Below are 22,399 nucleotides of genomic sequence, written 5' to 3'. Positions count from 1 at the left end.
TTAATTTCAGTTAATGTATGGTTTTTGGTGTATTACTTCAACAATAACTTATTCGTGAGGATCTCAGAATTGGGAAGCGGAAAGATATACGCTTCCTGTGATGGGGAAACTGCGGGCGAAGTAAGGCTGCTGCTCCCTTTGGCGGGAATGGTAAGCAGGTTACGCAGCAGGTCGTTCGACCGGAAGCCTTCGCCCAGGAACTCGATCCTTCTTTCGATCCATATCGTACTCACCAGGGCTTCAGATGTTCCTGTCTTATCGGGTGTGAATACATACGACGGGTCCGACCGGTTTCGTACGGCCGATAACAATGCTACTGCCATTGGAAGGTCGTTGGTTTTGGCGGCTGCCTCTGCATAATTCAACAGCACCTCGCTATACCTTATTACCGGCACGTAGTCCGTATAGGGCGAAGGCTTATTATACTTCTTTAAAAAAGTAGCCGTTCCGGAAGCCCCTAAAAAGCTTTTTCGTTTATCCGTTGCCTTCCATTCTGCATTACCCATAATTCCGGAAGGATTCACGCTGTATTCTGAATTGCCCGTAGGCGCAGCATTAAAAATATAGCCCAGGGCATTTTGCCCGGTGGAGGAATTCAGGTCTGTCATGGGCATAGAAAAAACAGATTCCGTAGTCGTATAATTAGAGGAAAATACTACAGCGATGTCACTTTGTAATTGGTGTTGTACGCCACTGCCGGCTTTAAAGGGAGCTGCGACGCTCACTATCTTTGATCCTTCTTCTATTACCTTATCGTATTGACCCATATTCAGGTACACCCTTGTTTTCAGTGCAATGGCCGTGTTTCTGTGCGCTCTTGTCGTATTTAGCAGATCGGTAGCATACATCAACGGCAGACCGGTCTCTGCTTCGTTGAGGTCTTTCAATATCTGTGTATATACCTCTGCCACCGTGCTCCGGGCCAGGTCATTGTTCGCGGTAGAAGTTTCTGCCTGTAAGCGTAACGGCAATGCTTTGGAAGCTCCGTTATCTGCCACAAAAGGTTTTGCATATAAAGTAACCAGGCAGAAATAACTGAAGGCGCGTACAAACTTTGCTTCTGCTGTGTATTGTTTGGCCAGCGTGGCATCTACCTTGGAAATATTATCGTTCAGCCCCTTCAGGAATACATTGGCGCTATTGATGGCCGTATAAGCTGCTGTCCATAAATTTTGTACTTCATTCGAGCTGGAGTTTAATGTATGTCCCCAGGTATCATAACCGGTGAAAATATTGGCGGTGCGGTTCAGGAACTCTTCACCCCTGAAGTCGCCATACATTACATACTTGCCTCCGTGGAACTGCGGATCTTTTATACTGGCATACATGCCATTCACCAGGCCCAATACCCGTTCGGGCGTGTCAAAGGCGCTGGCATCAATAATAGATGTTTGAGGAGCAGGGTTCAACAGGTCTTCTTCCTTTTTGCAGGAAACAAGTCCCGCCATTAATAACAGGCATCCCAGCAGTGAGCGGCCTGTTTGTTGGAAAAGCATCTTCATATTAAGTCAGTTTAAACAGTTAGAAATCCAGGTTGATACCAAATGTGAATGTTCTGCCCTGGGGGGCTGAATTCTTATCTACGCCAGGCGTAAGATTGGAATTACCGTTGGAAGATATTTCAGGGTCCGACCCGGTATATTGGGTAACGATAAAAACATTCAATACCTGTGCATACATCCGTAAACCGCTGATACCGGAATTGCCCAGCCATGTTGCAGGGAACCTATAACCTAAGGACACTGTTTTCAGTTTGAGAAAATCTCCTTTCTCCACATTGGCCGAAATAGGCCAGGAGTTACCATTTGATAACAGATCGCCATACACTACACGGGGAATATCGGTTACCTGGCCTGCTTTCGTCCACCGGTCCAATACACCGGTATAATTATTCCAGAAACGCTGATCACGCAAAGTGGCTTTCGTTCCGTTCTGTACATAATTGCCGCCGGAGAAAGTGACGCCTACATTCAAATCAAAATTGTCATAAGTGAAAGTGTTATTAAAGCCGCCATACCAGGTGGGCAATGCATTGCCCAGTATATAAAAATCTTCCGCGGTAATGGCAGGCGCTGCGCTTCCGTCAAAATACGTCCAGCGGCTGCCGCCTGAAGGCACTGCATGACTATATTGAACACGCTCTCCTTTTTTATTAATGAACACCCGCTGACCGGTAGCAGGATTTACACCGTCTGTGAGCGCGCCGTACAGGCTGCCTACGGAATAACCTACCCGGGTAATATTGGAAGTTTCTGCCGCCGTACTGGTAGTGCCCACAATATCCAGGTTGCCTTCTGCCAGCGACGTAACCTTGTTTTTAATAGAGGTGACATTAAATGAAGTGGTCCATGAATATTTGCTTTTCCTGATAACGGTAGCATTTATGGCAAATTCAATCCCGCGGTTGTACATGGAGCCTACATTCAGCAGGATGGCATTGCCGGGAATACCTCTTGACGGGCTTTGCGGTGCATTTAAGATCAGCCCGTTGATATTGTTATTAAAATACGTAGCTTCTATCTGTATCCGGTCTTTCAACAATCCTATATCCAATCCTATATTTGTTTGATCGCTGGTTTCCCAGCCAAGGTCCGGATTACCTGCCTGGGCAAAATTCCAGGTAGGAGCGCTGCCATACAAAGCAGCGTTGTACAGCATTAAGGAGGCATACAGGTTCTGCAGGTTGCCATTGCCTACTCTTCCCCAGCTTGCCCGGACCCTGGCATTGCTGATAATACTGGAGACAGACAGGTTCTTGAAGAAGTTCTCTTCCGATAATGCCCATCCACCGGAAACCCCGCCAAAATTGCCATATTTTTTATCGGCTCCCAGCGCAGAATTCCCATCCCGCCGGTAATTGATCGTAAAGAAATACTTCTTGTCGTAATCATAAGTAAAACGGGAGAAAATAGAAGCATAGGCCTTTTCACTCAGCAAATTATTGGTGATCGGAATAATACGGCCATAGCTTCCTTGAAAATCAGTGAAGAACGGATCGGATAGTTGTGAACGCGTGGCGCCCCACCGCGCATTGTCAAACTTTTGTACATCGTAGCCCAGCAGCAATGATACATTGTGATGTTTAAAGAGTTTCTGCTGCCAGCTTAAGGTATTGATCCAGTTCCAGCTATCAAACCGGCTGCTTGCATTCGTGGCAGTTCCCTTATCTGCAAATCCGGCCCCGTGTACAGGGTTATTAAACGTTTCATTTTCTACCTTAAGCCGGTCTATTGCATAGCTGGTTTTAAATTCCAGCCCTTTCATAAGCCTTACAGTGGCGCTGAAAGTACCAATGAGCCGGTCATTTTCAGAAGTATAGCGGTCCAGGTCCAGCAAAGGCAGCGGGTTATAAAAATTGCTGACCACGCCCTTATTATTGCCCATCCCCAGTGAATTGGTAGTGCTTAGATTATAGGACCCATTGGGATTGAGTGCATATACATTGGGCGATGATAACAAGGCCAGGCGGGCAATGCCGGTTATCTGGAAAGCATTGCCGGTTAATGAACCGGTATTGGGGGATGCATTAAAGCTATTGTTAAAGCTCACATTACCCGACATGCTCAGCCAGTCGGTAACCTTATGGTTGATATTGAACCGTACTGACTTTCGTTTGAAATTATTGGTTTTAATAAACCCGTCCTGGTCACTATAGTTCATCGAGAAATAATAGGTAGTGTTTTCTGAACCTCCTGATATATTGGCGGTATGGTTGTGTGATACAGCGGTTTGATACACTTCGTCGTACCATTTTGTATCTACTATGCTGCTGTCTTCCCGGTAGGTAGGGAAAAACAATGCCGACGCCACACTGGAATTATTGCCGTTGCCGGAGAGTATCTTGGCATTCAGCACTGCTTCATTTTTAATTTCCATATACTGCTGAGCGTTCAGCAATTCCGGCAACCGTATTGCTTTGGTGGCGCCTACCCATCCCTGGTAACTCACCTTTGCTTTTCCTGTTTTACCTTTTTTAGTGGTAATAAGCAATACCCCTGCAGCAGCCCTTGATCCATAAATAGAAGTAGAGGCGGCGTCTTTTAATACGCTGATCGTTTCTATATCTGATGGATTGATATCGGCCAGTGGATTATTGGTGACCACCGTGCTGGATGAAACTTCACCGGTATTGATAGGAATGCCATCCACTACTACCAGCGGATAGGAACTGAGCGAAATGGAATTGACGCCCCTGATGCGGATAACCGGCGCATTATTCAATACCCCGTTGGGCTGGGTAATATTTACGCCCGGCGCCCTTCCTGCCAAAGCCTGGTCAAAGCTTTGCACCGGCATATCTTTTACCTTTTCTTCACTGATGGAAGCAATGGACCCGGTAAACTCTCTTTTTCCCTGTGTGCCATATCCTACCACTACCACATCGCTTAAAGCAGCAGTGGCCATGTTCAATACGATTGCCAGCGGAGAAGCTTTTCCTTTTACCTCTACTTCACTGGTTTTATAACCTACAAATGAAAAAGTCAATATAGCATCTTCTGCGCATCTGATGGTAAATGCTCCCCGGGCATCCGTAGTGGTGGCGCCTGCTGCGTTTTTTACTTTTACCGTAACGCCTTCGAGGGGCTCATTTTTAGGGTTGGTTACGGTACCATTTATCGTTACAGGTACAGGAACATAGGGTGTTCGCATTACTGCAAATGATGCTTCGGGCGCTTTTTTTTCTGTTACTACAATCGTTTTTTCTACAATGTTGTAGGTGAAAGGCTGATCCCTGAAGATTTCGTCCAATACCTTGTTTACATCCGCATTGGTTACTTTAATACTTACTTTTTTAGCCCGTTTTAGTTTATCTATCTTGTACCAGAAAACAAATTCTGTTTGCTTTTCAATCTTCTGAAATACCTTTTCCAGGGGTTCTTCTGTAACGGATAAGCTGATCTTCTGCACCGTATCACTGGCGCTCCCTCTCAGGAAGAATAAGCACAAAAGCAAGGTGATTAGTTTTGGAAGTTGCTTCATTTGCGTTGCTGGTTTTAAACGTTTGACAATTTGGTTGTGCACAAAATGTTGCACGGTTGTCACCAGCACATCATACCGTATGGTTGTTTTTATGCAATAAAAACGTTGACCTTACCGGCATTAGTGCCGGCAGCAATCCTGTGAAACTATAAGGTGCCTGTATTTTTTCTTATGGCAACACGAACCGGGAGCGTATATTATTGTACAATAATTCTTTTGCCTTCTATCTTAAAATGTGCGCCGCTTAATTCGAGTATCTTAAGCAGTTTGGCTATATCTGTATTGCGATAGATCTTTCCTCTGAAACGGTCCTTTGATACATCGCGTTCATAAACTACTTCTACATCGTACCACCGGGCTACCTGGTTCAGAACGGCCTGGATAGTAACGTCATCGAATTGGAACAACCCGTTTTTCCAGGCCATGGTAGCTTCTATGTCAGCGTTGTTTACAACCTTTATTTCGTCATGGCTGTTCAATTGTGCCTGCTGCCCGGGAGAAAGAAGCTTTGAGCTACGAGCTGCGAGCTGCGAGCCAATAGTTGGCGTTACTTTCACTTTTCCTTCTAATAAAGTGGTCTTTATGGATGATTCATCGTTATAGGCATTGATATTAAAATGTGTGCCTAATACTTCAACGCTACCTCCTTTGCCGGTTGGCAAAAGAATATCCACCCGGAACGGTTTATTCGGGTCTTTCTCAATTTCAAAATATGCTTCGCCGGTTATTTCCACCCTTCTCTCATTGCCTGCAAATACGGTGGGGTACTTAATGGAGGAAGCCGCATTCAACCATACCTTGCTCTTGTCGGGTAACGTCAGCATAAATTGCCCGCCCCTTGGCGTTGATAACATATTATAGGTAACTGCGTCCCGATAGTTGCCAGGATGTTTATTGCCTACTGTTTTATAAACGAGCTCGCCATTACTGTTTTTGATAACATTCGTATTTCCCTGTTCCACCAATACGCCATTTTGGGCACTGTCCAGCACAATGACCGATCCATCGGCCAGGGTCAACATGGCTTTATTGGCGCCTGGTGTTATAACAACGGCCTCACTGGAGGAGGATGCCTTTTGTGCAATCTCTTTTTGAGAGGATACCCTGTTGAAGAATACCCAATAAATGCCGGCCATTAATACAATAAGAACGGCTGCTGCCATACCCGCATAAATAAACATGCTCTTACGCACCTTATCCCTGCTGCTAATATTAACCGATAACGTTGCAGGCGTATCTGTATCGGGCAAAGTATGGCTGGCAATGATTGATTGGATGGTTGCTTTTGTTCTCTCTTTTAGGGCTTTGGCTTCCGGGCTTTTATCATCCTCAAAATAAGGTGGCTGACTATCAAAGGAAGCATACCATTCCGCTATCTGCTGCTGTTCGGCTGCAGTGCAGTTTCCTGATAGATACTTTTTCAACAGTTCTTCCGTGATCATGGCATCACCTTATATTGTTTAATAATATTTTAATTTACCCGGTATTCTTATAATATTGACGGATTTGTGAAGCAGAACCGCCATTCTTTTTTAATATTTATTTTTATGAGTAAAAAATGGTAAGGATAAAATGATTAAATTCAATATTGGTTAAGCGATCTTGTGTTATTTATTTAATCCTTATATGATCACTGATTATAGGAGCCTTACTGATGCAGACTTGTTTCAGTTGCTGAAGCAGGATGATATGCAGGCGTTTGAGGAAATCTACGAACGCTACTTCATAAGGCTGTTGAACAGTTCCTATAAGCGTATTCATTCCAGGGAAGATGCCTTGGAAATGGTACAGGACATATTTGTTCAATTATACCTGAAGCGGACGCAGGTAGGGCATACCTGGAATTTGCCCGGCTACCTGCAAATGATGCTGAAGAATAAAATTATTGACCGGTTCCGGGAGCAGTTATCCCGTAAAAGACATTATCATTACCTGCAGCAGGCACAGCCGGTAGCAGTACAGGAAACCCCTGAAGCCAATATGGATGGGAAGCTACTGGAAGAAAAGATAAGGGCGGTTATTGAACAGTTGCCGGAAAAAAGCAGGGAAGTGTTTATCTTAAGCCGCGCCAATAATTTGTCGCATCAGGCCATTGCCGAAAGAATGAATATCTCCGTAAGTACCGTAGAGAAGCATATCGGTAAAGTTTTAAAAATGCTGCGGCAGGAAGTGGCAGGTTTTCACATCAATAGCTGGTTGCTTATTTGTTATAGCTTATTCAAGACGACCTGTTTATTTATGCCGCATTATAAGCTTCCTGCAACTTTTTAATATCGATCTTATTCATCTGCATCATAGCTTTCATCACACTATCGGCTTTCTTCTGGTCCTTGTCCAGAAGCATTTCAACCAGTACAGGAGGTGTGACCTGCCAGGATAAACCGAATTTGTCTTTCAGCCAGCCGCACATGCTTTTCTCTCCGCCTGCAGACAGCTTCTCCCACAACTCATCAATTTCTTCCTGTGTATCGCAATTCACACAGATGGAAACCGCCTCCGTGAATTTGAATTCAGGGCCGCCATTCAGGGCAATGAACTCCTGGCCGTACAGGTAAAAGGAGGAAGTCAAAACAGAGCCTTTGGAAACCCCACCGGCATCACCCCAACGAAGGATATCGCTTCTTTTTAAATTGTTTTTAAAAATAGATTCATAACAATCAACAGCTTCTTCAGCATTGTTGTTAAACCACAGACAGGTGGCCAGTTTTTGTGCGTTTTGTTTCATGGCTGTTTGTTTTTGTGTTTTGTAATGCAAACTTACAGCCATGCACTTACCTGAAAGCGGTGCGGTCGCGGCATTCTGTAGGGGGTAATGCGACAATAACCGGCTATGGCGCAACAAAAATGGCTGCCGGACTGTAAAATGCTAAAGAGGCTGCCTGGAAACAGGCATGGAATGGGTGGGATACCTGGGGTCTATGTGATGGCCATGCAGGGTTCATGCGGGATACACTGAGAAGCCACGGGATACATACCCGGGACCCTACAGGAACATACTGCGCGTAGTGGGTCTCCAGTGGACTCTCAGTGAACTCTTAGTGGACTCTTAGTGAACCCGGCAAGATGCCGGTGGCGCGAAAATGGGTTCCGGAGACAGGCTTCGCGTTAAAAGGCTTTGCGACGCTTTTACGGCTTGCTTTGTTTGAGCGAGTCTCTGGTGCGGTTAAATTGAGATCGGGGCGTAATGGGGCTGTAATGCGGTTTAATGATGGGGTGAGGTTGATTGAGCTATTACCCCCCCAATAGGCAGAGAATGGGTACACAGTTGGCGCCGGATGGGCGTCTACTTGCCTGGGTATTGTCTGGGAGTGGTCTAAGAGTTGTCTAAGACTTGTCTGGGAATGGTCATGCAAGCATATGTTTCTGTAGGCTTTCCAGAGTAGTCCGCTAGCCTTTTGGTAGGCTTTGTGTCCATGCTGAGGCAGCGTACCCCCTTGGTACCAGGATGGTAGGGGGGATGAGGCAAGGATTACAGAAAGTCCAGGCTTAACTTTTGCTATGTTGGTTTGCAACGAATCTGAGTTCCTGCCAGTTAAGATTTCGCCCATCAGATTTATCAATTTATGTCTTTAAATTGTTGATTGTTAGCATTATAATTGCTACCTGTTATTTTTTCAGGCAGTCCTGGGGCATACCGGAATTGTTTAAAAAGAAAACATCTTCAGTTATTTCTTCAAATTTTAGTAATCTCGGTGTCAGAAGATCGTTAGGTTAGAGCTTCACTTTAATAATATTCCATAGGGTATGATCAGTTGCCATGCTGTGACTGATGTGGCGAAGCTATGTTCTAAACACTTTTCGTCATCCAAAAACAAAAAAACAGGAACAGGGATACGGTTGTATTAAAACCAATTTTTCACAGGAACAGGGCATAGTCACCTTATACCATGGCCGGACAACTCAAAATATTTCAGACAGCAAAAGACAAGGCGGGGGTAAAAAGAGGTAGGTGTACACTCGCTCATACATAGTTTGGCCACTCATTTACTTGAAAAAGGAACAGGGAGATTTGTTGGGGCATTTTAACATTAAAACTACCGGGCGGTATTTGCACGTTAGTAAGAAGGCGCTTATTAATATTGAAAGTACTTTGGATGATCTGTGGCGTAGAGGAAAGGGTTGACCGGTAACAATATTTATTTTGTATTTGCGCCGTAACAATGAGAAAGGCGAATGCTAGTACTTTGATTATCAATAATGATTTTTTAGGTTAAGGCCTGTTAACGGCATATATTTAAGTGTTGGCTGCAATTATTTGACCACCATGCAAAATCATAACTGTAGAGACTTTGAATTTGACGTTGCTCTTTCCTTTGCCGGAGAAGACAGAAAATATGTTGAGGCAGTTGCTTCTTTTTTATTGAAGAGCGGGCTAAAAGTTTTTTACGACAAATATGAAAAGGCAAATTTATGGGGTAAAGACTTATATCAGCATCTTGACAACGTATATCAAAATACGTCTAAATATGTGGTAATATTTATTTCTCAGAACTATGCAAAAAAACTTTGGACAAGTCATGAATTAAAATCGGCTCAGGCGAGAGCTTTTACTGAAAGTAAAGAATACATACTTCCAGCAAGGTTTGACAGCACAGAAATCCCAGGAGTTCGAAAAACGCTTGGGTATATTGATTTAAATGAACATACTCCAAGCGAATTGGCTAAATTAATTATTCAAAAATTAGAGAAACATAAACTTGAGAATGTTTTACCAAGAGATGCAAAACGGCTGAAGCAACTTTTGGCTTTGCAAGAGTGGGATTTTGATGATGAAGAAATTGACTTTATATGTCATAATATTTTTACTAAGCTTAAATTATTAAGCCAAGATGAAAAATTCGTAATTGGAAAGATTCTAATCGAGGGTTGCGAACACGACCTACCGAATGATATTCACATAGAGATGAAAGTTTTAGAAAGACATACCCAGATGTCAAGAGAGGACATATTAGCCACGCTGAATAACATTACAGGTTTGGGCTTTGAGTATAAAATTAAGAAGGTGACCCATGGCACTAAAAGGCAAGGCAATCAGCATAAAGAAGAACTATTGTCTCTAACTTTTACACCTTTGACAGAAGCTGTAAAGTATGACAATATAACTCTTTTCTTAGTCAAAATGTTTGCTGCAGCATACGGTGGTTATTGTCTTAATTGTGCATTTAACGGATTTCTGAGGCTAGACTTTAGCAACTTAAAAAAATCTTTCACAAAGAAGGAATTGGCTGAATTTGCAGAGGACGAAGAAGACTAAACTTCAGCCAACAAAAGTATTTGCAAAAGCAGGGCCGGAGAATGTAACATCAGCTATGTGCAAGCATCAGCAATAGTCCGGGCTCGACGTTCAATGTTCAGCTTTAGTTCTTAACTTCAACATCGTATTTCAATTGGGCACTTGTACCGGGCTGGACAATCAATGAATTCCCTGCCTTCGCAAATACTCGAACGTTGTATGCAACCAGTAGACAGCTTACGTTCTAAACAAGAATTACGCAGTATAGCTGTTTGACAAAAAAAATAGACATGAAAGCAATCGTAAAAAAACTCACTGATGAAATAGGTAGTTTATTAGAACAAGCCAATGGTTTTACAGACCGCTATAACTACGAGGAACAGCATACAATTACACCGAAATTAAAAGAGGATATACTATACTTTCATAAAAGGGCAGAGTATATTTTTAATGCTGTCAATGACAAGTCATGTATTGGAGCTTTAAAAGGTCTTTATGTTAGACACTTAATGAATGGACTTAACAAAAGCAGTATTGACCATATTGACGAAGCTCTCATAGAAGTCAAGGCAAGACTTAGTATTTTAAAAAAAGAACTTGAGAATGGACTTCTCTTTAAAACATCAGATTTAATTGAAGCCGAAGTCTTTTCTGATTTTTTAGAATACGCTAAATACTTGCTTGACAAAGGGTATATACATTCCGTACCTGTTATTGTTGGCAGTGTGCTGGAACAAGAATTGAGAAGCATTTCCGAGAAAAATGGTTTACCAACAAAAACAGACAAAGGAAAAAATTTGACATTAGAGCCATTAAATGAAAATGTTGGTAAAGCTGGTATTTATGACATGAAAGTTCAAAAAAGAATAACATCATTAGCACAAATAAGAAACGACGCAGCACATGGTGATTATGAAAAGTTCAATAAAGAAGACGCAGAAGACTTTTACAAGTTCGTTTTAAATTTTGACTACTAATAATTGCTGGACTATTTCGGCGACATGAATGGCTGCATACAACATGGGGTTTGCTGCAAGTGTGGCGGGACGTTCTTAGCTTCAGCAGCAGTTCGCTGTTGGGCTTCAGTCCAGGCTTGACGTTCAATGTTCGGCTTTAGTTCTTAACTTCAATCTCAGTTTTTCAATCAGCAACGGTTCTTGGCAGACGAATACTAATTCCACACCTGCAGCAAGCCCTCAACGTTGGCTGCAATGCTAATCATACACCCTAATATGCTACAATACTCGACAAATAGTTCACCGATTGAAATTCAACTCGTATCAGGACATTTATTACTTATTGATCCACTATATTTTCAAGATATCATCGACAAATTTCAGAGTATCGATATGCCTTCAGTTCCTAATGAAAAAGAATTCGTAAGATTTCTAGAAGACAATATTTTTCCATACGGTGGAGGTGGACTTTTGGGATATAAGTATGTGAGTGAAAAGAAAGGTTCATTTAAATTTAATCCAGCGTCGTTGAAAAAATGGGATCCAAGTAAAGAATCTGATAGAGATCTAGCAAAATCGAAGGATATTACCACGATCGGAGTTGACTCCGCTTCATTTATTATCATTGACCTGAAAAATTTTGAAAAACTCACAAAAATATTGACATACGACGATATTACAACCGCACAACAGTATGACAAACTAGATATTTATTTTGATGCTATAAATAAAATAATTGGCAACAAGGGCTGGGCCCTCATTTTCAGTGAAGGCGTCGACACTCAAACTGAGTTCGATGGCGATGGCTCGTACATCATTCCTTAACAGCACAGCAGCCAACATGGGTTTTGCAGCAAGCGGGGCTGACGAACAAACTTGCAGCTTCAGTAATTCTAATCGGCATCGGCTTGGGCAGACGACATAATATGAAGCGTTCGAAAAATCATCAACATTTGTAATTTTAACGGGCTGACGTTGTGGGGCGACGGCAATACTAATCCCCCGCCTGCGCAAAGCCCTCAATGTTATAAGCCATTTTAATGACAACCTTCAACTACATAACAATTGGGCTATCACTGACTTCTCTTATTGTTTCCATTTGGACCTTTTGGCTTACCAGAATAAAAAATGGACAGGTTAAAATGACTAAACCGACTATCATTTTTTTCGGACCGGATGGTGGCGGGGAGCGACACAATAAAGTATTTATTCGGACTTTGCTATACAGCACTTCCGACAGAGGTCAGTATGTTCAAAATATGTTTATTCGCCTCAGTAGAGGTGAGTCGGTTCAAAATTTTAACGTGTGGGTCTATGATGACAAAGGTCTTGCAAGAGGCAGTGGTTTATTTATTAGCAAAACGGGTATTGCATGCAACCATCACTTTTTATTGCCAAAAGACCAAGACAACTATCCATTTTTAGCGGGAGACTATTTATTACAAGTTTTTATTGAACCCGTTAATTCTAATCCTCAACAGATTTTTGAGCAAACCCTAAAGTTGACAAAGGAACAATCAGATGAGATGAAAGTAAAATCTGCGGGTACATACTTCGACTGGGCGCCAAACTCACAAACTTATTTTTCACACGTTGACGTTAGACCAAAAGAGGATAAAGAAATATCAGACTTAATAAAAGTTCTAACTGGTAGCAAGAAATAAAACGGCTTATAACATTGCATTGGCAATATGGCGGGCGACGAATATATTCTCAGCTTTTTGTTCGCTAATCAGCTTCAGTTTCGGCAGACGAATAACGCCAAGCAACAGAATAAATAATGAGCTTTTGTATCTTTAATCAGCAGCGGCACCGGGCGGACGGAACACAGAATGCCGCCACATCGCCAATGCTTGAACGTTATGTGCTATATTACAAAGCAACATCATGAAAGATAGACACAGTTTAAAAGTCCTTTTTAATCCGACACAGGAGGAACGACTTGAGCGGGAACCATTGTTAGCATTTTCATTCTACTTATCAGGCAAAAACAACATCCTCCTATCTCTTTCTGACACAATAATTGAACAGCTAAACGAAGGTTTCAAGGATCCGAGAAATTTAAACATCAATCTAATTGGTGAGGCTTCAACATCTTTTTGGTTTTGGTCATTAGGTGCGTACGAAGTTGTTCGAACAATTAGCCAAGCCAAAGATTGTTTCTCTACCACGTTCTTAGACAAAATCAATATATTGAAAAAACAGTTAAGCATTGTAAGAATGCCAAGCGCAAAAATGGAGGAGCAAGGAAGGAAGAAGCCTGTAAATTCGAACAGAAGCCCAGATGACTGGAATATTGAATCGAAAGACCTCTTAGTTGGAAGTCCAGATAATCCGCTATCGGCTAGAGAACTTATTGAGTTATATGACCAGACTTTATGCTCTTTGACACCAAGTGACGTAGTGAAGCGTCATGACGAGTCTTACTAAAATACAGCACATAACATTGCATTGGCAATATGGCGGGGCGACGAAATTTATTCTCAACTTTTTGTCCGCTACTCAGCTTCAGTTTCGTCAGACGAATAACGCCGGGCAACAGAATAAACAATGAGCTTTTGTATTTATAATCAGCAGCGGCACCGGGTTGACAGAACACAGAATACCGCCACATCGCCAATGCTTTAACGTTGGCTGCCATTTTTTGACGACCACACTATTCAAACAAATCATAATTTAAATATGGAGGAACAAGAAGAAAAATATGGTATAGATATAGACAATGCACATCCTAAAGCCATTGAACTTATACCTGAAGAATTTTTTTGGAGTTGTATTGACGAACTTGCACCTTTTGGTTCAGACGAAGGTGATACAGCTTTGGCGGAATATAGGGATTGGCGAAAAGCAAATCCGAATACACCGACATTAGAATGTTTAAAATGGGTTATTGAAAGTGTGGGAGAAATGAACTTTGCCGACTACAATCAAAAAATAGTAGACAAGAAATTGATAAAATCCCAATTGGAAGACGACGATTTTGACGACCAACAATATATTTACACGTTAGACAACTCTGTTATTGCAACAGGTTTAGCTCAATTAGTTGACGAAGGAATTATCGAGCAACAAAACAAGTCCATTATTCAGCTTGCAATTGACAGACAAAAAAATTGGGCTGAACTTTCAGAAGGATGGGAACATTCAAAAGAATATATTGACAACTTACAAGTGTTGGAAAGAGCATTAAATCAAGCGTGACGAATAACTATTGCCAACATTGGGTTTTATGCAAGTTGGGCAGGATATTGTAACATCAACTATTTACAAATCCAAGCTGTGGTTCGGTCAGACGAATATCTATCAACCTTTATGCTTAATTTCAACTATATATTTTCAATCAGCATTGGGCATTTGTGCAAATGTTGGGCTGACGTTTTTCAAATGCCCACCATCGCCAATACGTAAACCGTAATATGCCACCTTTATGAGACTCTTTACACTTCTTTATGAATAGGGAAAAGGATTTTAGGTTTTTGAAATAAATTGACTGCTCTCCAAAGCATCAGCCACGGTGGAGTTTACTTACGATGCCACCGGCAATAAACTAAAACAGTGGATGACAGGTAGATAGTGTATGGATAGTGTATGGATGATGTATAGATGCTGTATGGATGGGGTATACTAAAGGCGCAGTTTCATAAAAAAATAACAGGTTAAACCTACCTTTCCTGCCAATCCCAAAAATCCAATAAATCGCGGTTCAGACAGAATAAACCGGTCATAACCAGACATTATAAGACATTACCGGCCATGCCGCACTTTTTTCCCGGTAAGCCCTCCCTAACTTTATGGGCAAACCAATTCGTATGGCTAAACAACTTGGCCCCATATTCCTCGAATGTACCTTCGATGATCTTACCTTCTATAAAATGGATGGTAAATACTATGCCCGCAAAAAGAGCCGCCTTACCCGCGAAAAGGTGCTGAAACATCCCGCCTTTGAAAATACCAGGTTCTATGCCGGCCAACTGGCCTGTGCCTCCCAAATTGCTTCCTCTATTTACAAAGAACTGCCCCTCTATTGGCGGCAGTTCTGGATGTACCGCTCCTTTACCGGCGAAGCCCTCACCATGCTCAACACAGGCTATACAGCCCAGGACGCCTATACTAATCTGTGGAAGACTTACGTTGAGTACTGGGTCCTCTGCCAGCAGAAAACGGGCATTCCCCTCAAGACCGGCAGGAAGGACAAACCGTTCCGGCGCGGAAAAACTTACAAAACCCGGTTAAAGCACCGTACCTCCAATTCCCAATGCCGGCGTTATGGGAAGATACTTGGCAAAAATCACTGGAAAAGCAGTTACGATCATGCAGCCGGCCTCCTGGAACAGGAAAAGAAGCACCTCGCCCGCCAGGCAAAACTGGCATGGATGGAAGAACAAAAATTCAAAGAACGGCGGAAAGAACAAGACCTGGCCGCCACAGTCCCCCGACCTCCAAAGCCCCGGCGCAGGTGGTTGGCGAAGGAGGCGGAACGATGGCGCATCATGCAGGCATCCGCACTGGCGCCTCCACAAAAAGCTGCCTGATAAACCAGTATTCAATAATAAGCCTTGGCAATTTGAACATCAGTCATGCACACACCTATACCAGTTGCCTGGTCGCAGGTAAAGTATACCCCTTCGGGTATAGAAACGTGTTAATATCTGCCGGCCGGAGGCGTCATTGATCTGAAAATGCAAATGGGGGAAGGCTGTATAGCCGGTATTACCTGATGCACCAATAAGTTGTCCTTTTTGAACGGTATCGCCTACCTGCACATAAACACCCTCTTTTTCCAGGTGCCAGTATTTGGCAACGCTGCCATCATAATGCCGGATGATAATATAATTGCCATCGGCCAGGTTTTCTTCTTTTAGTCCGCCTTTGTCACTGTCACCCCGCGCCTGTGTCACAATTCCTTCCCGGGCAGCACAGATCTTACTGCCTTTCTTCATCTTAAAGTCCAGCGATAACTCCTCTTTATGGCTCATCTTGCTATTCGACGCCTGGATCAGCAGAAAGCTTTTGCTTTCTTCGTAAGGCAACCAGTATACATAACTGGTATCATCCTTCCTGCGGCCCGATTTCAGGTCCATCACTTCCCGGTCAGATAACTGTGCAAGACAGGGGAGGGAGGAAAGGAGGAAGATAGAAGAGATGAATAGTTTCACGAGTAGTAAATATGAGGTGTAAACACATATCCAAAATCCATTTGCCTTTTCTTTTAAGTGTTGTCTAAAATAAGACGCCTTCTAAAAATAATAACTCCACCTTAATTTTCCTAATAGTTTTTGAATCTTTGGATATTAGCTCGTTTAGGATTAAAACTGCTCTCTAAGCTATCGAAGCTTTTGGTTTTAATAACTCTGCAAGGACGTGAGGTAAATAATGTTCATTTTTAGAGGCTGTTCAGCAGCCATTTGAGTAAAATTGGACAACAATTGTTGAAGTGTCTTTAAAAAAGTTGTTAGGTGTATCTTAATTTTACACCATTGTTTCAAATGATTTTCATTTTTAAATGTTTCATTCTTCACTTTTCCAATCTCGTGTTGGTAATTTGTATTTATTCTTTCGATTGCCTGTTCCATCACTCTTTCTTTCATTTACTGTAACTAATTTATTTGCAAAATACCCAAATGCCAATGGCGTCCAAAATGAAAATATTGAATAAATAAGGATAGGTTTAACCATTTCTTGATTGCCTATTATTGTTCCTGCAATGAGAAGAGCCAAAGGTGTATTATGAACACTTGTCTCAACAGATGTAGTAATGGCCGTTTTGTGGTCTAAATGGAAAAATTTAATAAATATATAGCCCAATATAATGCACGTTAGATTAAATATTACGCAATAAGGTAGTATAGAAATATAATCTGCTTTTTCGATTTTAGCTCCTCCTTTGTCTTCACTTGCAAAGAATTTGATTATGAATATTGTAATCAGAAGAATTATCATTATTACCTTTACTATTTTCTCTGTCTTAATGGCAAATGAGGTTTTATAATGACGTATCAATAGTCCAGTCATCGTCGGTATAAGTATTGCTGATATAATTTGAATAATTGTCGGTAGAACTGGGAGGCTCAAATTGGCCGATTGAGCCATAAATGCTTTCAGGCCCATTGAAACTACCAACGGGATTGAGATTAAAGTTAATAGACTGTTTATTGCAGTTAACGAAATAGACAATGCGACATTAGCTTTCAGAAGATATGTAATAAAACCAGACGTTGAGCCACCAGGACTACAAGCCAAAATAATTAAACCCACCTTGAACTCTGGTTTAATATGGGCAGAATAGCAAATGTAGAATGCTATTATTGGCAATGCGACCATTTGGAAGAATAATGGCACGCCAACAATCTTATGATTTATGAAAATACTTTTGAAATCTTTAATAGTTAGAGTTAACCCTATTCCAAACATTATTAGGCTGGTAACAAATCCTATAAGAATATCCATGAATCCTACGTTCATAATGATTTGTTATTTGAGGTATGCCAAAATATATTAGAACCTATGTTAGGGTTTAGCTTTGAATAATCTAAAAGCGCACAAGCGGCTTTAGATGCATAAGTATCGTCTAAGTAAATGCTTTCTCTCTCTCTAAATAATTTTTCGATATCTGTTGATTTGTCTGTTGGAATACGATAGCCTTGGCCTTTATATTTGCCTGTCAACTCAAATGAGACGTTTGATAAGTTATAAATGGTTTCTTTTTTGCTATTTTTTAGGACAAGTTTAAGAGTTTGTTTTGCTAAATTAAGTATTGATCGTCGAGAGGGGCCCTTAGAAACATAAACACCGACAATGTGAACTGGATATTGAAGTAATGTAAAACCTGCAATAAGTCCTGCAATAGTTCCCCCTGAACCGACAGGAAGAAAGATTGTAAATGGTTTTTGTGCACCACAATTCTGTATTTGCGTATAAAGTTCAATTGCAGCATTAATATGCCCAAGGCAACCAGTGGGAGAAGCTCCGCCTATAGGTATAATATAATTAGAGCATGGAGAGTAGAGTGAAGTAATATGATGTTTCGAAAGATGGCTCTCGAGAAAGCACCTTCTTTTGGAAACTATAAACACTTCTGCACCAATTTTTGACAAAAGTGATAAATGCTTTTCCAAATCCTTATTTTGTGAGTTTGATAGGTTGCATAAGTATAATTTTACTTTCAAGTTGAATGCTTTACCATATAAAGCAGTAGCGATAGCATGATTACTTTCAATAGAGCCAAATGTTATTAATGTAGAAGCTTTTTTTCTTAAGGCATCAGGAATTAAAAATTCTAAATTTCGTATTTTGTTCCCTCCAAAAAGATTTCCTGTTTCCCCATCATTTTTTAACCAAAGGTTATTACAATTGGTTACATTCCCAATTGTCTTTAGTTGAAATATCGGAGTAGGTGAATTAACAAGTCTTAACCAAGGGATTGAGAAGTTAGGTAATAGCTGAAATATCTGTGGATTCTCATTCATTTAGAGGTAGCTAAATTGCTTTAAATTCGGCTTACAATAGTATAACTTTGTAATGCCATTGTGTTGTGAATTTTCTCCGATTGAGAACAAAGCTTCGTATAAATGATATTTGTCCGTTTCTTTTAGAATTTTTATTTTAACGTTAACTGTTATTTTACTCTTAGCATCATACATAACTGGTTTCTCATATTCTATGTGAAAGTCCCTTACAATGACTTCTCCGTCTTTTTTATCTTTTTTAAGAGTATAACCAGCTCCAACTATTGCAGCAATGAATACAAGTCGAAAAGAACTATAACCCGAAATGGGAAACCCTTTTTTATAAAATAGGCCTAAAAATGAATATATGATTTTGAATCTTGGACGAAATGTTACAGTTACAGATGATTCCCCCGTTGGGATTACTTGTGATATTTTAAAGTCTTTAAACCACCAAAGAAATACAAGCGAGTTAGATTGATGATTTTTAAAATTGAAGGGAGTTGTATTCATTTTGGCTTTAAAAAATTAAAAAGAGTTATCAAGATTTTATCCTGTTGATATAACTTATATTGCTTCAACAAAATGCTATAACTGACCAACGATATCAGATCGCATAATAAAGTGAATCAATGAAACTGTGGTTGGGAAAAATTTATTGAATAAGCGTAGAGAAAAGGATAGAAACACTTGCTTATAGAACGGGATTTATGATCTGGTCACTGTACTAAATTAGCATTTTCTTTAAACATGAGCAACAAAGTGCATAAGTTGGCTCCATGGTTCGAACTTAATTTTCCAGACACTGTCTGGAATTTCTTTTTACTCTTCCGGCTCTGCTAACTTTTCAATCTATCACCTTTTCAACGTGTTAACCTTTCAACATATCAACCAAAACCCCCTTCCCCGGCTCAACTTTTCCACCTATCTTGCATTCCTTACTTCATAGCCATGCATTCATTTGAGGAATTATCGAAACAGTTTACGGAAAAATTCAGCACCCGTCATTTCCCGGAGCAGCCAGCCTCCCTCTATGATCCCAATGAATACTTCCTGAGCCTGGGGGGCAAAAGGGTGCGGCCCATCCTGTGCCTCATGGGCAATGAGCTTTTTGATGAAATTGTGCCCGATGCCTGGCTGGTAGCCACTGCCATTGAGCTCTTTCACAACTTTACCCTTATTCATGATGATATCATGGACAAAGCCCCGTTGCGCAGGAATATGCCTACGGTGCATGAGAAATATGGGGAGTCAACTGCCCTGCTGGCCGGCGACGTGATGCTGGTAGTGGCCTATGATTACCTCAATAAAATAAAATCTGAGCACCAGCGAAAGATCATCAACCTCTTCAATAAAACAGCCAAAGAAGTATGCGAGGGGCAGCAACTGGACATGGATTTTGAGCAAAAAGAGAGCGTGCACCTCGATGAGTACATTCACATGATAGCCCTGAAAACCTCCGTGTTACTGGCCGGCAGTTTGAAGATGGGCGCGCTTCTTGGCGGCGCTTCCAAAGGCAACCAGGAGGATATATACGCTTTTGGGCGTGAACTGGGTATTGCCTTCCAGGTACAGGATGATTACCTCGATGCCTTTGGCGATCCCGCCAAATTTGGCAAGCAGGTAGGCGGAGACATCATGGCCAATAAGAAAACCTTCCTCGTTATCAAAGCCCTGGAGTCGGGTACGCCCGCACAGGTAAAAGAGCTCCGGCGGCTCATGCAGGAGAACCCTTCCGACAAGGTGGAGCGGGTACTCACCCTTTTCCGGGAAGGAGGGGTTGATAAATGGGCTTTTGACCTCAAAGAACAATATATCAACAGTGCTTTCGGGCACCTCGACAACATCGCTGTATTGTCGGGCCGTAAACAGCCCTTAAGAGACCTGGCCCACTTCCTGGTGCAGCGGGATTATTGATGCTTCCGCTAATAGCTAACTGCTAACGTCTGACAGCTAATGGCTAAATCCTACTGGCTAACAGCTCCTTTTCCCATTTTTTCCCTAATTTCCGTCCCTTAAACCCAACACCTGCATGGCTAATTCACTGTTCCGTACCAAAAAAGTTGATTCTATACTGGCAGAAGGCGGCGATGGTGAGCATGGCTCCGGCTTAAAGCGCGTACTCAGTGTAAAAGACCTTACTTTCTTTGGTATTGCCGCCATCATTGGCGCCGGTAGCTTTAGCAGCCTGGGGGAAGCCTGTTTTAAAGGCGGTCCCGGGGTAGTGGTATTATTCATCATCTGCGGTATTGCCTGTGCATTTACGGCCTTTTGTTATTCTGAATTTGCCAGTCGCATCCCGGTGGCCGGCAGCGCCTATACGTATGCTTATGCTTCTTTTGGAGAGCTCTTTGCCTGGATCATTGGCTGGGCGCTCATCATGGAATACTCTATCGGGAACATTTATGTAGCCTTTTCCTGGAGTGATTACTTCACCTCCTTACTGCATAAGATCAATGTACACATACCCGACTACCTCACCTGCAGCTACCTCGAAGCGAAAAAGGCGGTGGCCAATGCCTCTTCCAATACAGAGTTGATCAATGCCTGGAATTCGGCGCCGGTTATGGGTGGTCTGCGTATCATTTTCGACCTTCCTGCCCTTATTATCAATGGGCTTATTACGATACTGGTATACATCGGCATCAAGGAGTCCCGCAACTTCAGCAATGCGATGGTGATCCTCAAACTGGCGGTAGTAGCGCTGGTGATCCTGGTAGGGGCTGCTTATATCAATACCGATAACTGGTTCCCGGCCAACGATGCAGGTGTGCCTTCCTTCATGCCCAACGGCTTTGGAGGGGTGATGGCAGCAGTATCGGGGGTATTCTTTGCCTACATTGGTTTTGATGCCGTGAGCGTACTGGCGGAGGAAAGTAAAAATCCCCAGCGCGACCTGCCTAAAGGCATGTCTTATTCACTGGTCATTTGTACGGTGGTGTACATTCTGCTTGCCCTGGTATTGACCGGTGTTGTGAACTACCGGCAGTTTGAAGGGGTAGGGGACCCATTGGCTAAGATATTTGAAGTAAAGGGCGTGGGTTGGATGCAAATGCTTGTAGCAGCCTGTGCCGTTATTGCTATGACCAGCGTAATGCTCGTTTTCCAGATGGGACAACCGCGTATCTGGATGAGCATGAGCCGGGACGGACTGCTGCCACCTGTATTCCAGCGTATCCACCACAAATTTAAAACACCCTCTTTTGCTACCATTCTTACCGGTGTGGTAGTAGGTGTTCCCATTTTATTTACCGACAAATCGTTCGTGCTCGATTTCACCAGCATCGCTACCCTGTTTGCTTTTGTACTGGTATGCGGTGGTGTGCTGCTGTTGCCCCGGAGGGAAAAACAGCCCGGCAGGTTTAATATGCCCTATATCAACGGGCAGTTTATCTATCCTGTCATTGTACTGGGCGCGCTGGTGATCCTGCTGGTGTTTGCCGACAATTATTTCGCCGATCTGTTCAATTATGATTTTTCTGCCAATGCAGATTATAAGGAAGGCAGTGTAACCTTTATGGACCTGGCCATTCCTAAAATATCACTCATCATCTTCTGGCTCACCTGCCTGATATTGAGTGCCATGACAGTGGTTAAAAAATACTCCCTGATCCCGCTTATGGGCGTCACCACCTGCCTGTACCTGCTTACCGGCATGACCAAGAGCAACTGGGTATGGTTCCTGGGCTGGCTCGCAATAGGGCTTATCATTTATTTCATGTACGGCTATCGCAAAAGCAAACTGGCTACTGCCCCATAGAGCCTGCCCCGCTTTGCGGGGGGCT

The 22,399-nt window shown here is 42.3% G+C and carries 18 protein-coding genes; 10 read left to right on the top strand and 8 right to left on the bottom strand.

What is annotated here, in order from left to right:
- Positions 1-32: 32 nt before the first annotated feature.
- The 3 genes from HB364_RS23755 to HB364_RS23745 all read right to left on the bottom strand — a co-directional run bounded on the left by HB364_RS23755 (position 33) and on the right by HB364_RS23745 (position 6,422).
- Complete coding sequence (locus HB364_RS23755) at positions 33-1,502, bottom strand: RagB/SusD family nutrient uptake outer membrane protein (RefSeq protein WP_167290826.1); 1,470 nt, start codon at positions 1,500-1,502, stop codon at positions 33-35.
- A 19-nt stretch (positions 1,503-1,521) separates the two neighbouring features.
- The gene (locus tag HB364_RS23750) at positions 1,522-4,980 is read right to left on the bottom strand and encodes a TonB-dependent receptor (RefSeq protein ID WP_167290825.1); all 3,459 of its coding nucleotides are present in this window, start codon (positions 4,978-4,980) and stop codon (positions 1,522-1,524) included.
- A gap of 197 nt (positions 4,981-5,177) precedes the next feature.
- Positions 5,178-6,422 carry a FecR family protein gene (locus HB364_RS23745; RefSeq protein ID WP_167290824.1) on the bottom strand — a complete coding sequence of 415 codons (1,245 nt, stop codon included), beginning with the start codon at positions 6,420-6,422 and terminating at the stop codon, positions 5,178-5,180.
- 184 nt (positions 6,423-6,606) lie between these two features.
- On the opposite strand from HB364_RS23745, the gene HB364_RS23740 reads away from it, so the two are divergent.
- On the top strand, positions 6,607-7,251 hold the full coding sequence (locus tag HB364_RS23740; protein ID WP_167290823.1) for an RNA polymerase sigma factor: 645 nt from the start codon (positions 6,607-6,609) through the stop codon (positions 7,249-7,251).
- On the opposite strand, the gene HB364_RS23735 is transcribed toward HB364_RS23740, so the two are convergent.
- Complete coding sequence (locus HB364_RS23735; RefSeq protein ID WP_167290822.1) at positions 7,217-7,705, bottom strand: VOC family protein; 489 nt, start codon at positions 7,703-7,705, stop codon at positions 7,217-7,219. The genes HB364_RS23740 and HB364_RS23735 overlap by 35 nt on opposite strands.
- 1,539 nt (positions 7,706-9,244) lie before the next feature.
- Here HB364_RS23735 and HB364_RS23730 point away from each other — a divergent pair.
- The 7 genes from HB364_RS23730 to HB364_RS23700 all read left to right on the top strand — a co-directional run bounded on the left by HB364_RS23730 (position 9,245) and on the right by HB364_RS23700 (position 15,701).
- Positions 9,245-10,234 carry a toll/interleukin-1 receptor domain-containing protein gene (locus tag HB364_RS23730; RefSeq protein WP_167290821.1) on the top strand — a complete coding sequence of 330 codons (990 nt, stop codon included), beginning with the start codon at positions 9,245-9,247 and terminating at the stop codon, positions 10,232-10,234.
- Between the two features lie 269 nt (positions 10,235-10,503).
- Positions 10,504-11,190, top strand: a complete 687-nt coding sequence (locus HB364_RS23725; protein ID WP_167290820.1) for a hypothetical protein — start codon at positions 10,504-10,506, stop codon at positions 11,188-11,190.
- Between the two features lie 255 nt (positions 11,191-11,445).
- Entirely contained in the window at positions 11,446-11,994 is a 549-nt protein-coding gene (locus tag HB364_RS23720) for a hypothetical protein (RefSeq protein WP_167290819.1), read from the top strand.
- A 215-nt stretch (positions 11,995-12,209) separates the two neighbouring features.
- Positions 12,210-12,833 carry a hypothetical protein gene (locus HB364_RS23715; RefSeq protein ID WP_208420065.1) on the top strand — a complete coding sequence of 208 codons (624 nt, stop codon included), beginning with the start codon at positions 12,210-12,212 and terminating at the stop codon, positions 12,831-12,833.
- A gap of 223 nt (positions 12,834-13,056) precedes the next feature.
- Positions 13,057-13,599, top strand: coding sequence for a hypothetical protein (locus tag HB364_RS23710; protein WP_167290818.1), 543 nt, complete (start codon positions 13,057-13,059; stop codon positions 13,597-13,599).
- Positions 13,600-13,851: 252 nt separating this feature from the next.
- On the top strand, positions 13,852-14,370 hold the full coding sequence (locus HB364_RS23705) for a hypothetical protein (protein WP_167290817.1): 519 nt from the start codon (positions 13,852-13,854) through the stop codon (positions 14,368-14,370).
- A 608-nt stretch (positions 14,371-14,978) separates the two neighbouring features.
- Positions 14,979-15,701 (top strand): hypothetical protein, encoded by a 723-nt coding sequence (locus HB364_RS23700; protein WP_167290816.1) that lies wholly within the window; start codon positions 14,979-14,981, stop codon positions 15,699-15,701.
- Positions 15,702-15,740: 39 nt separating this feature from the next.
- On the opposite strand, the gene HB364_RS33235 is transcribed toward HB364_RS23700, so the two are convergent.
- From HB364_RS33235 to HB364_RS23680, 4 genes are all read right to left on the bottom strand, one after another.
- Positions 15,741-16,325, bottom strand: coding sequence for a M23 family metallopeptidase (locus tag HB364_RS33235; RefSeq protein WP_167290815.1), 585 nt, complete (start codon positions 16,323-16,325; stop codon positions 15,741-15,743).
- 352 nt (positions 16,326-16,677) lie between these two features.
- Entirely contained in the window at positions 16,678-17,631 is a 954-nt protein-coding gene (locus HB364_RS23690; RefSeq protein WP_167290814.1) for a bile acid:sodium symporter family protein, read from the bottom strand.
- Positions 17,628-18,635: a 1-aminocyclopropane-1-carboxylate deaminase/D-cysteine desulfhydrase gene (locus HB364_RS23685; RefSeq protein ID WP_167290813.1), complete on the bottom strand. Its 1,008-nt coding sequence runs from the start codon at positions 18,633-18,635 to the stop codon at positions 17,628-17,630. The genes HB364_RS23690 and HB364_RS23685 overlap by 4 nt, the downstream gene beginning before the upstream one ends.
- Positions 18,636-19,127 (bottom strand): hypothetical protein, encoded by a 492-nt coding sequence (locus HB364_RS23680; RefSeq protein WP_167290812.1) that lies wholly within the window; start codon positions 19,125-19,127, stop codon positions 18,636-18,638.
- Positions 19,128-19,565: 438 nt separating this feature from the next.
- On the opposite strand from HB364_RS23680, the gene HB364_RS23675 reads away from it, so the two are divergent.
- Positions 19,566-20,531, top strand: coding sequence for a polyprenyl synthetase family protein (locus tag HB364_RS23675; RefSeq protein ID WP_167290811.1), 966 nt, complete (start codon positions 19,566-19,568; stop codon positions 20,529-20,531).
- 115 nt (positions 20,532-20,646) lie between these two features.
- Positions 20,647-22,374 carry an amino acid permease gene (locus HB364_RS23670; protein ID WP_167290810.1) on the top strand — a complete coding sequence of 576 codons (1,728 nt, stop codon included), beginning with the start codon at positions 20,647-20,649 and terminating at the stop codon, positions 22,372-22,374.
- The last annotated feature ends 25 nt before the right edge of the window (positions 22,375-22,399 follow it).

The sequence above is a fragment of the Paraflavitalea devenefica genome (assembly GCF_011759375.1).
GTDB lineage: Bacteria > Bacteroidota > Bacteroidia > Chitinophagales > Chitinophagaceae > Paraflavitalea > Paraflavitalea devenefica.
This window is presented reverse-complemented; position numbering and strand designations above follow the sequence as displayed.

Excerpts from the sequence above, each read along its gene's own strand:
- HB364_RS23735 (WP_167290822.1), bottom strand. The coding sequence starts at position 7,705 with ATGAAACAAAACGCACAAAAACTGGCCACCTGTCTGTGGTTTAACAAC.
- HB364_RS23745 (WP_167290824.1), bottom strand. The coding sequence starts at position 6,422 with ATGATCACGGAAGAACTGTTGAAAAAGTATCTATCAGGAAACTGCACT.
- HB364_RS23755 (WP_167290826.1), bottom strand. The coding sequence starts at position 1,502 with ATGAAGATGCTTTTCCAACAAACAGGCCGCTCACTGCTGGGATGCCTG.
- HB364_RS23685 (WP_167290813.1), bottom strand. The coding sequence starts at position 18,635 with ATGAATGAGAATCCACAGATATTTCAGCTATTACCTAACTTCTCAATC.
- HB364_RS23710 (WP_167290818.1), top strand. The coding sequence starts at position 13,057 with ATGAAAGATAGACACAGTTTAAAAGTCCTTTTTAATCCGACACAGGAG.
- HB364_RS23680 (WP_167290812.1), bottom strand. The coding sequence starts at position 19,127 with ATGAATACAACTCCCTTCAATTTTAAAAATCATCAATCTAACTCGCTT.
- HB364_RS23725 (WP_167290820.1), top strand. The coding sequence starts at position 10,504 with ATGAAAGCAATCGTAAAAAAACTCACTGATGAAATAGGTAGTTTATTA.
- HB364_RS23730 (WP_167290821.1), top strand. The coding sequence starts at position 9,245 with ATGCAAAATCATAACTGTAGAGACTTTGAATTTGACGTTGCTCTTTCC.
- HB364_RS23715 (WP_208420065.1), top strand. The coding sequence starts at position 12,210 with ATGACAACCTTCAACTACATAACAATTGGGCTATCACTGACTTCTCTT.
- HB364_RS23720 (WP_167290819.1), top strand. The coding sequence starts at position 11,446 with ATGCTACAATACTCGACAAATAGTTCACCGATTGAAATTCAACTCGTA.
- HB364_RS23740 (WP_167290823.1), top strand. The coding sequence starts at position 6,607 with ATGATCACTGATTATAGGAGCCTTACTGATGCAGACTTGTTTCAGTTG.
- HB364_RS23700 (WP_167290816.1), top strand. The coding sequence starts at position 14,979 with ATGGCTAAACAACTTGGCCCCATATTCCTCGAATGTACCTTCGATGAT.
- HB364_RS23675 (WP_167290811.1), top strand. The coding sequence starts at position 19,566 with ATGCATTCATTTGAGGAATTATCGAAACAGTTTACGGAAAAATTCAGC.
- HB364_RS23670 (WP_167290810.1), top strand. The coding sequence starts at position 20,647 with ATGGCTAATTCACTGTTCCGTACCAAAAAAGTTGATTCTATACTGGCA.
- HB364_RS23750 (WP_167290825.1), bottom strand. The coding sequence starts at position 4,980 with ATGAAGCAACTTCCAAAACTAATCACCTTGCTTTTGTGCTTATTCTTC.
- HB364_RS23690 (WP_167290814.1), bottom strand. The coding sequence starts at position 17,631 with ATGAACGTAGGATTCATGGATATTCTTATAGGATTTGTTACCAGCCTA.
- HB364_RS23705 (WP_167290817.1), top strand. The coding sequence starts at position 13,852 with ATGGAGGAACAAGAAGAAAAATATGGTATAGATATAGACAATGCACAT.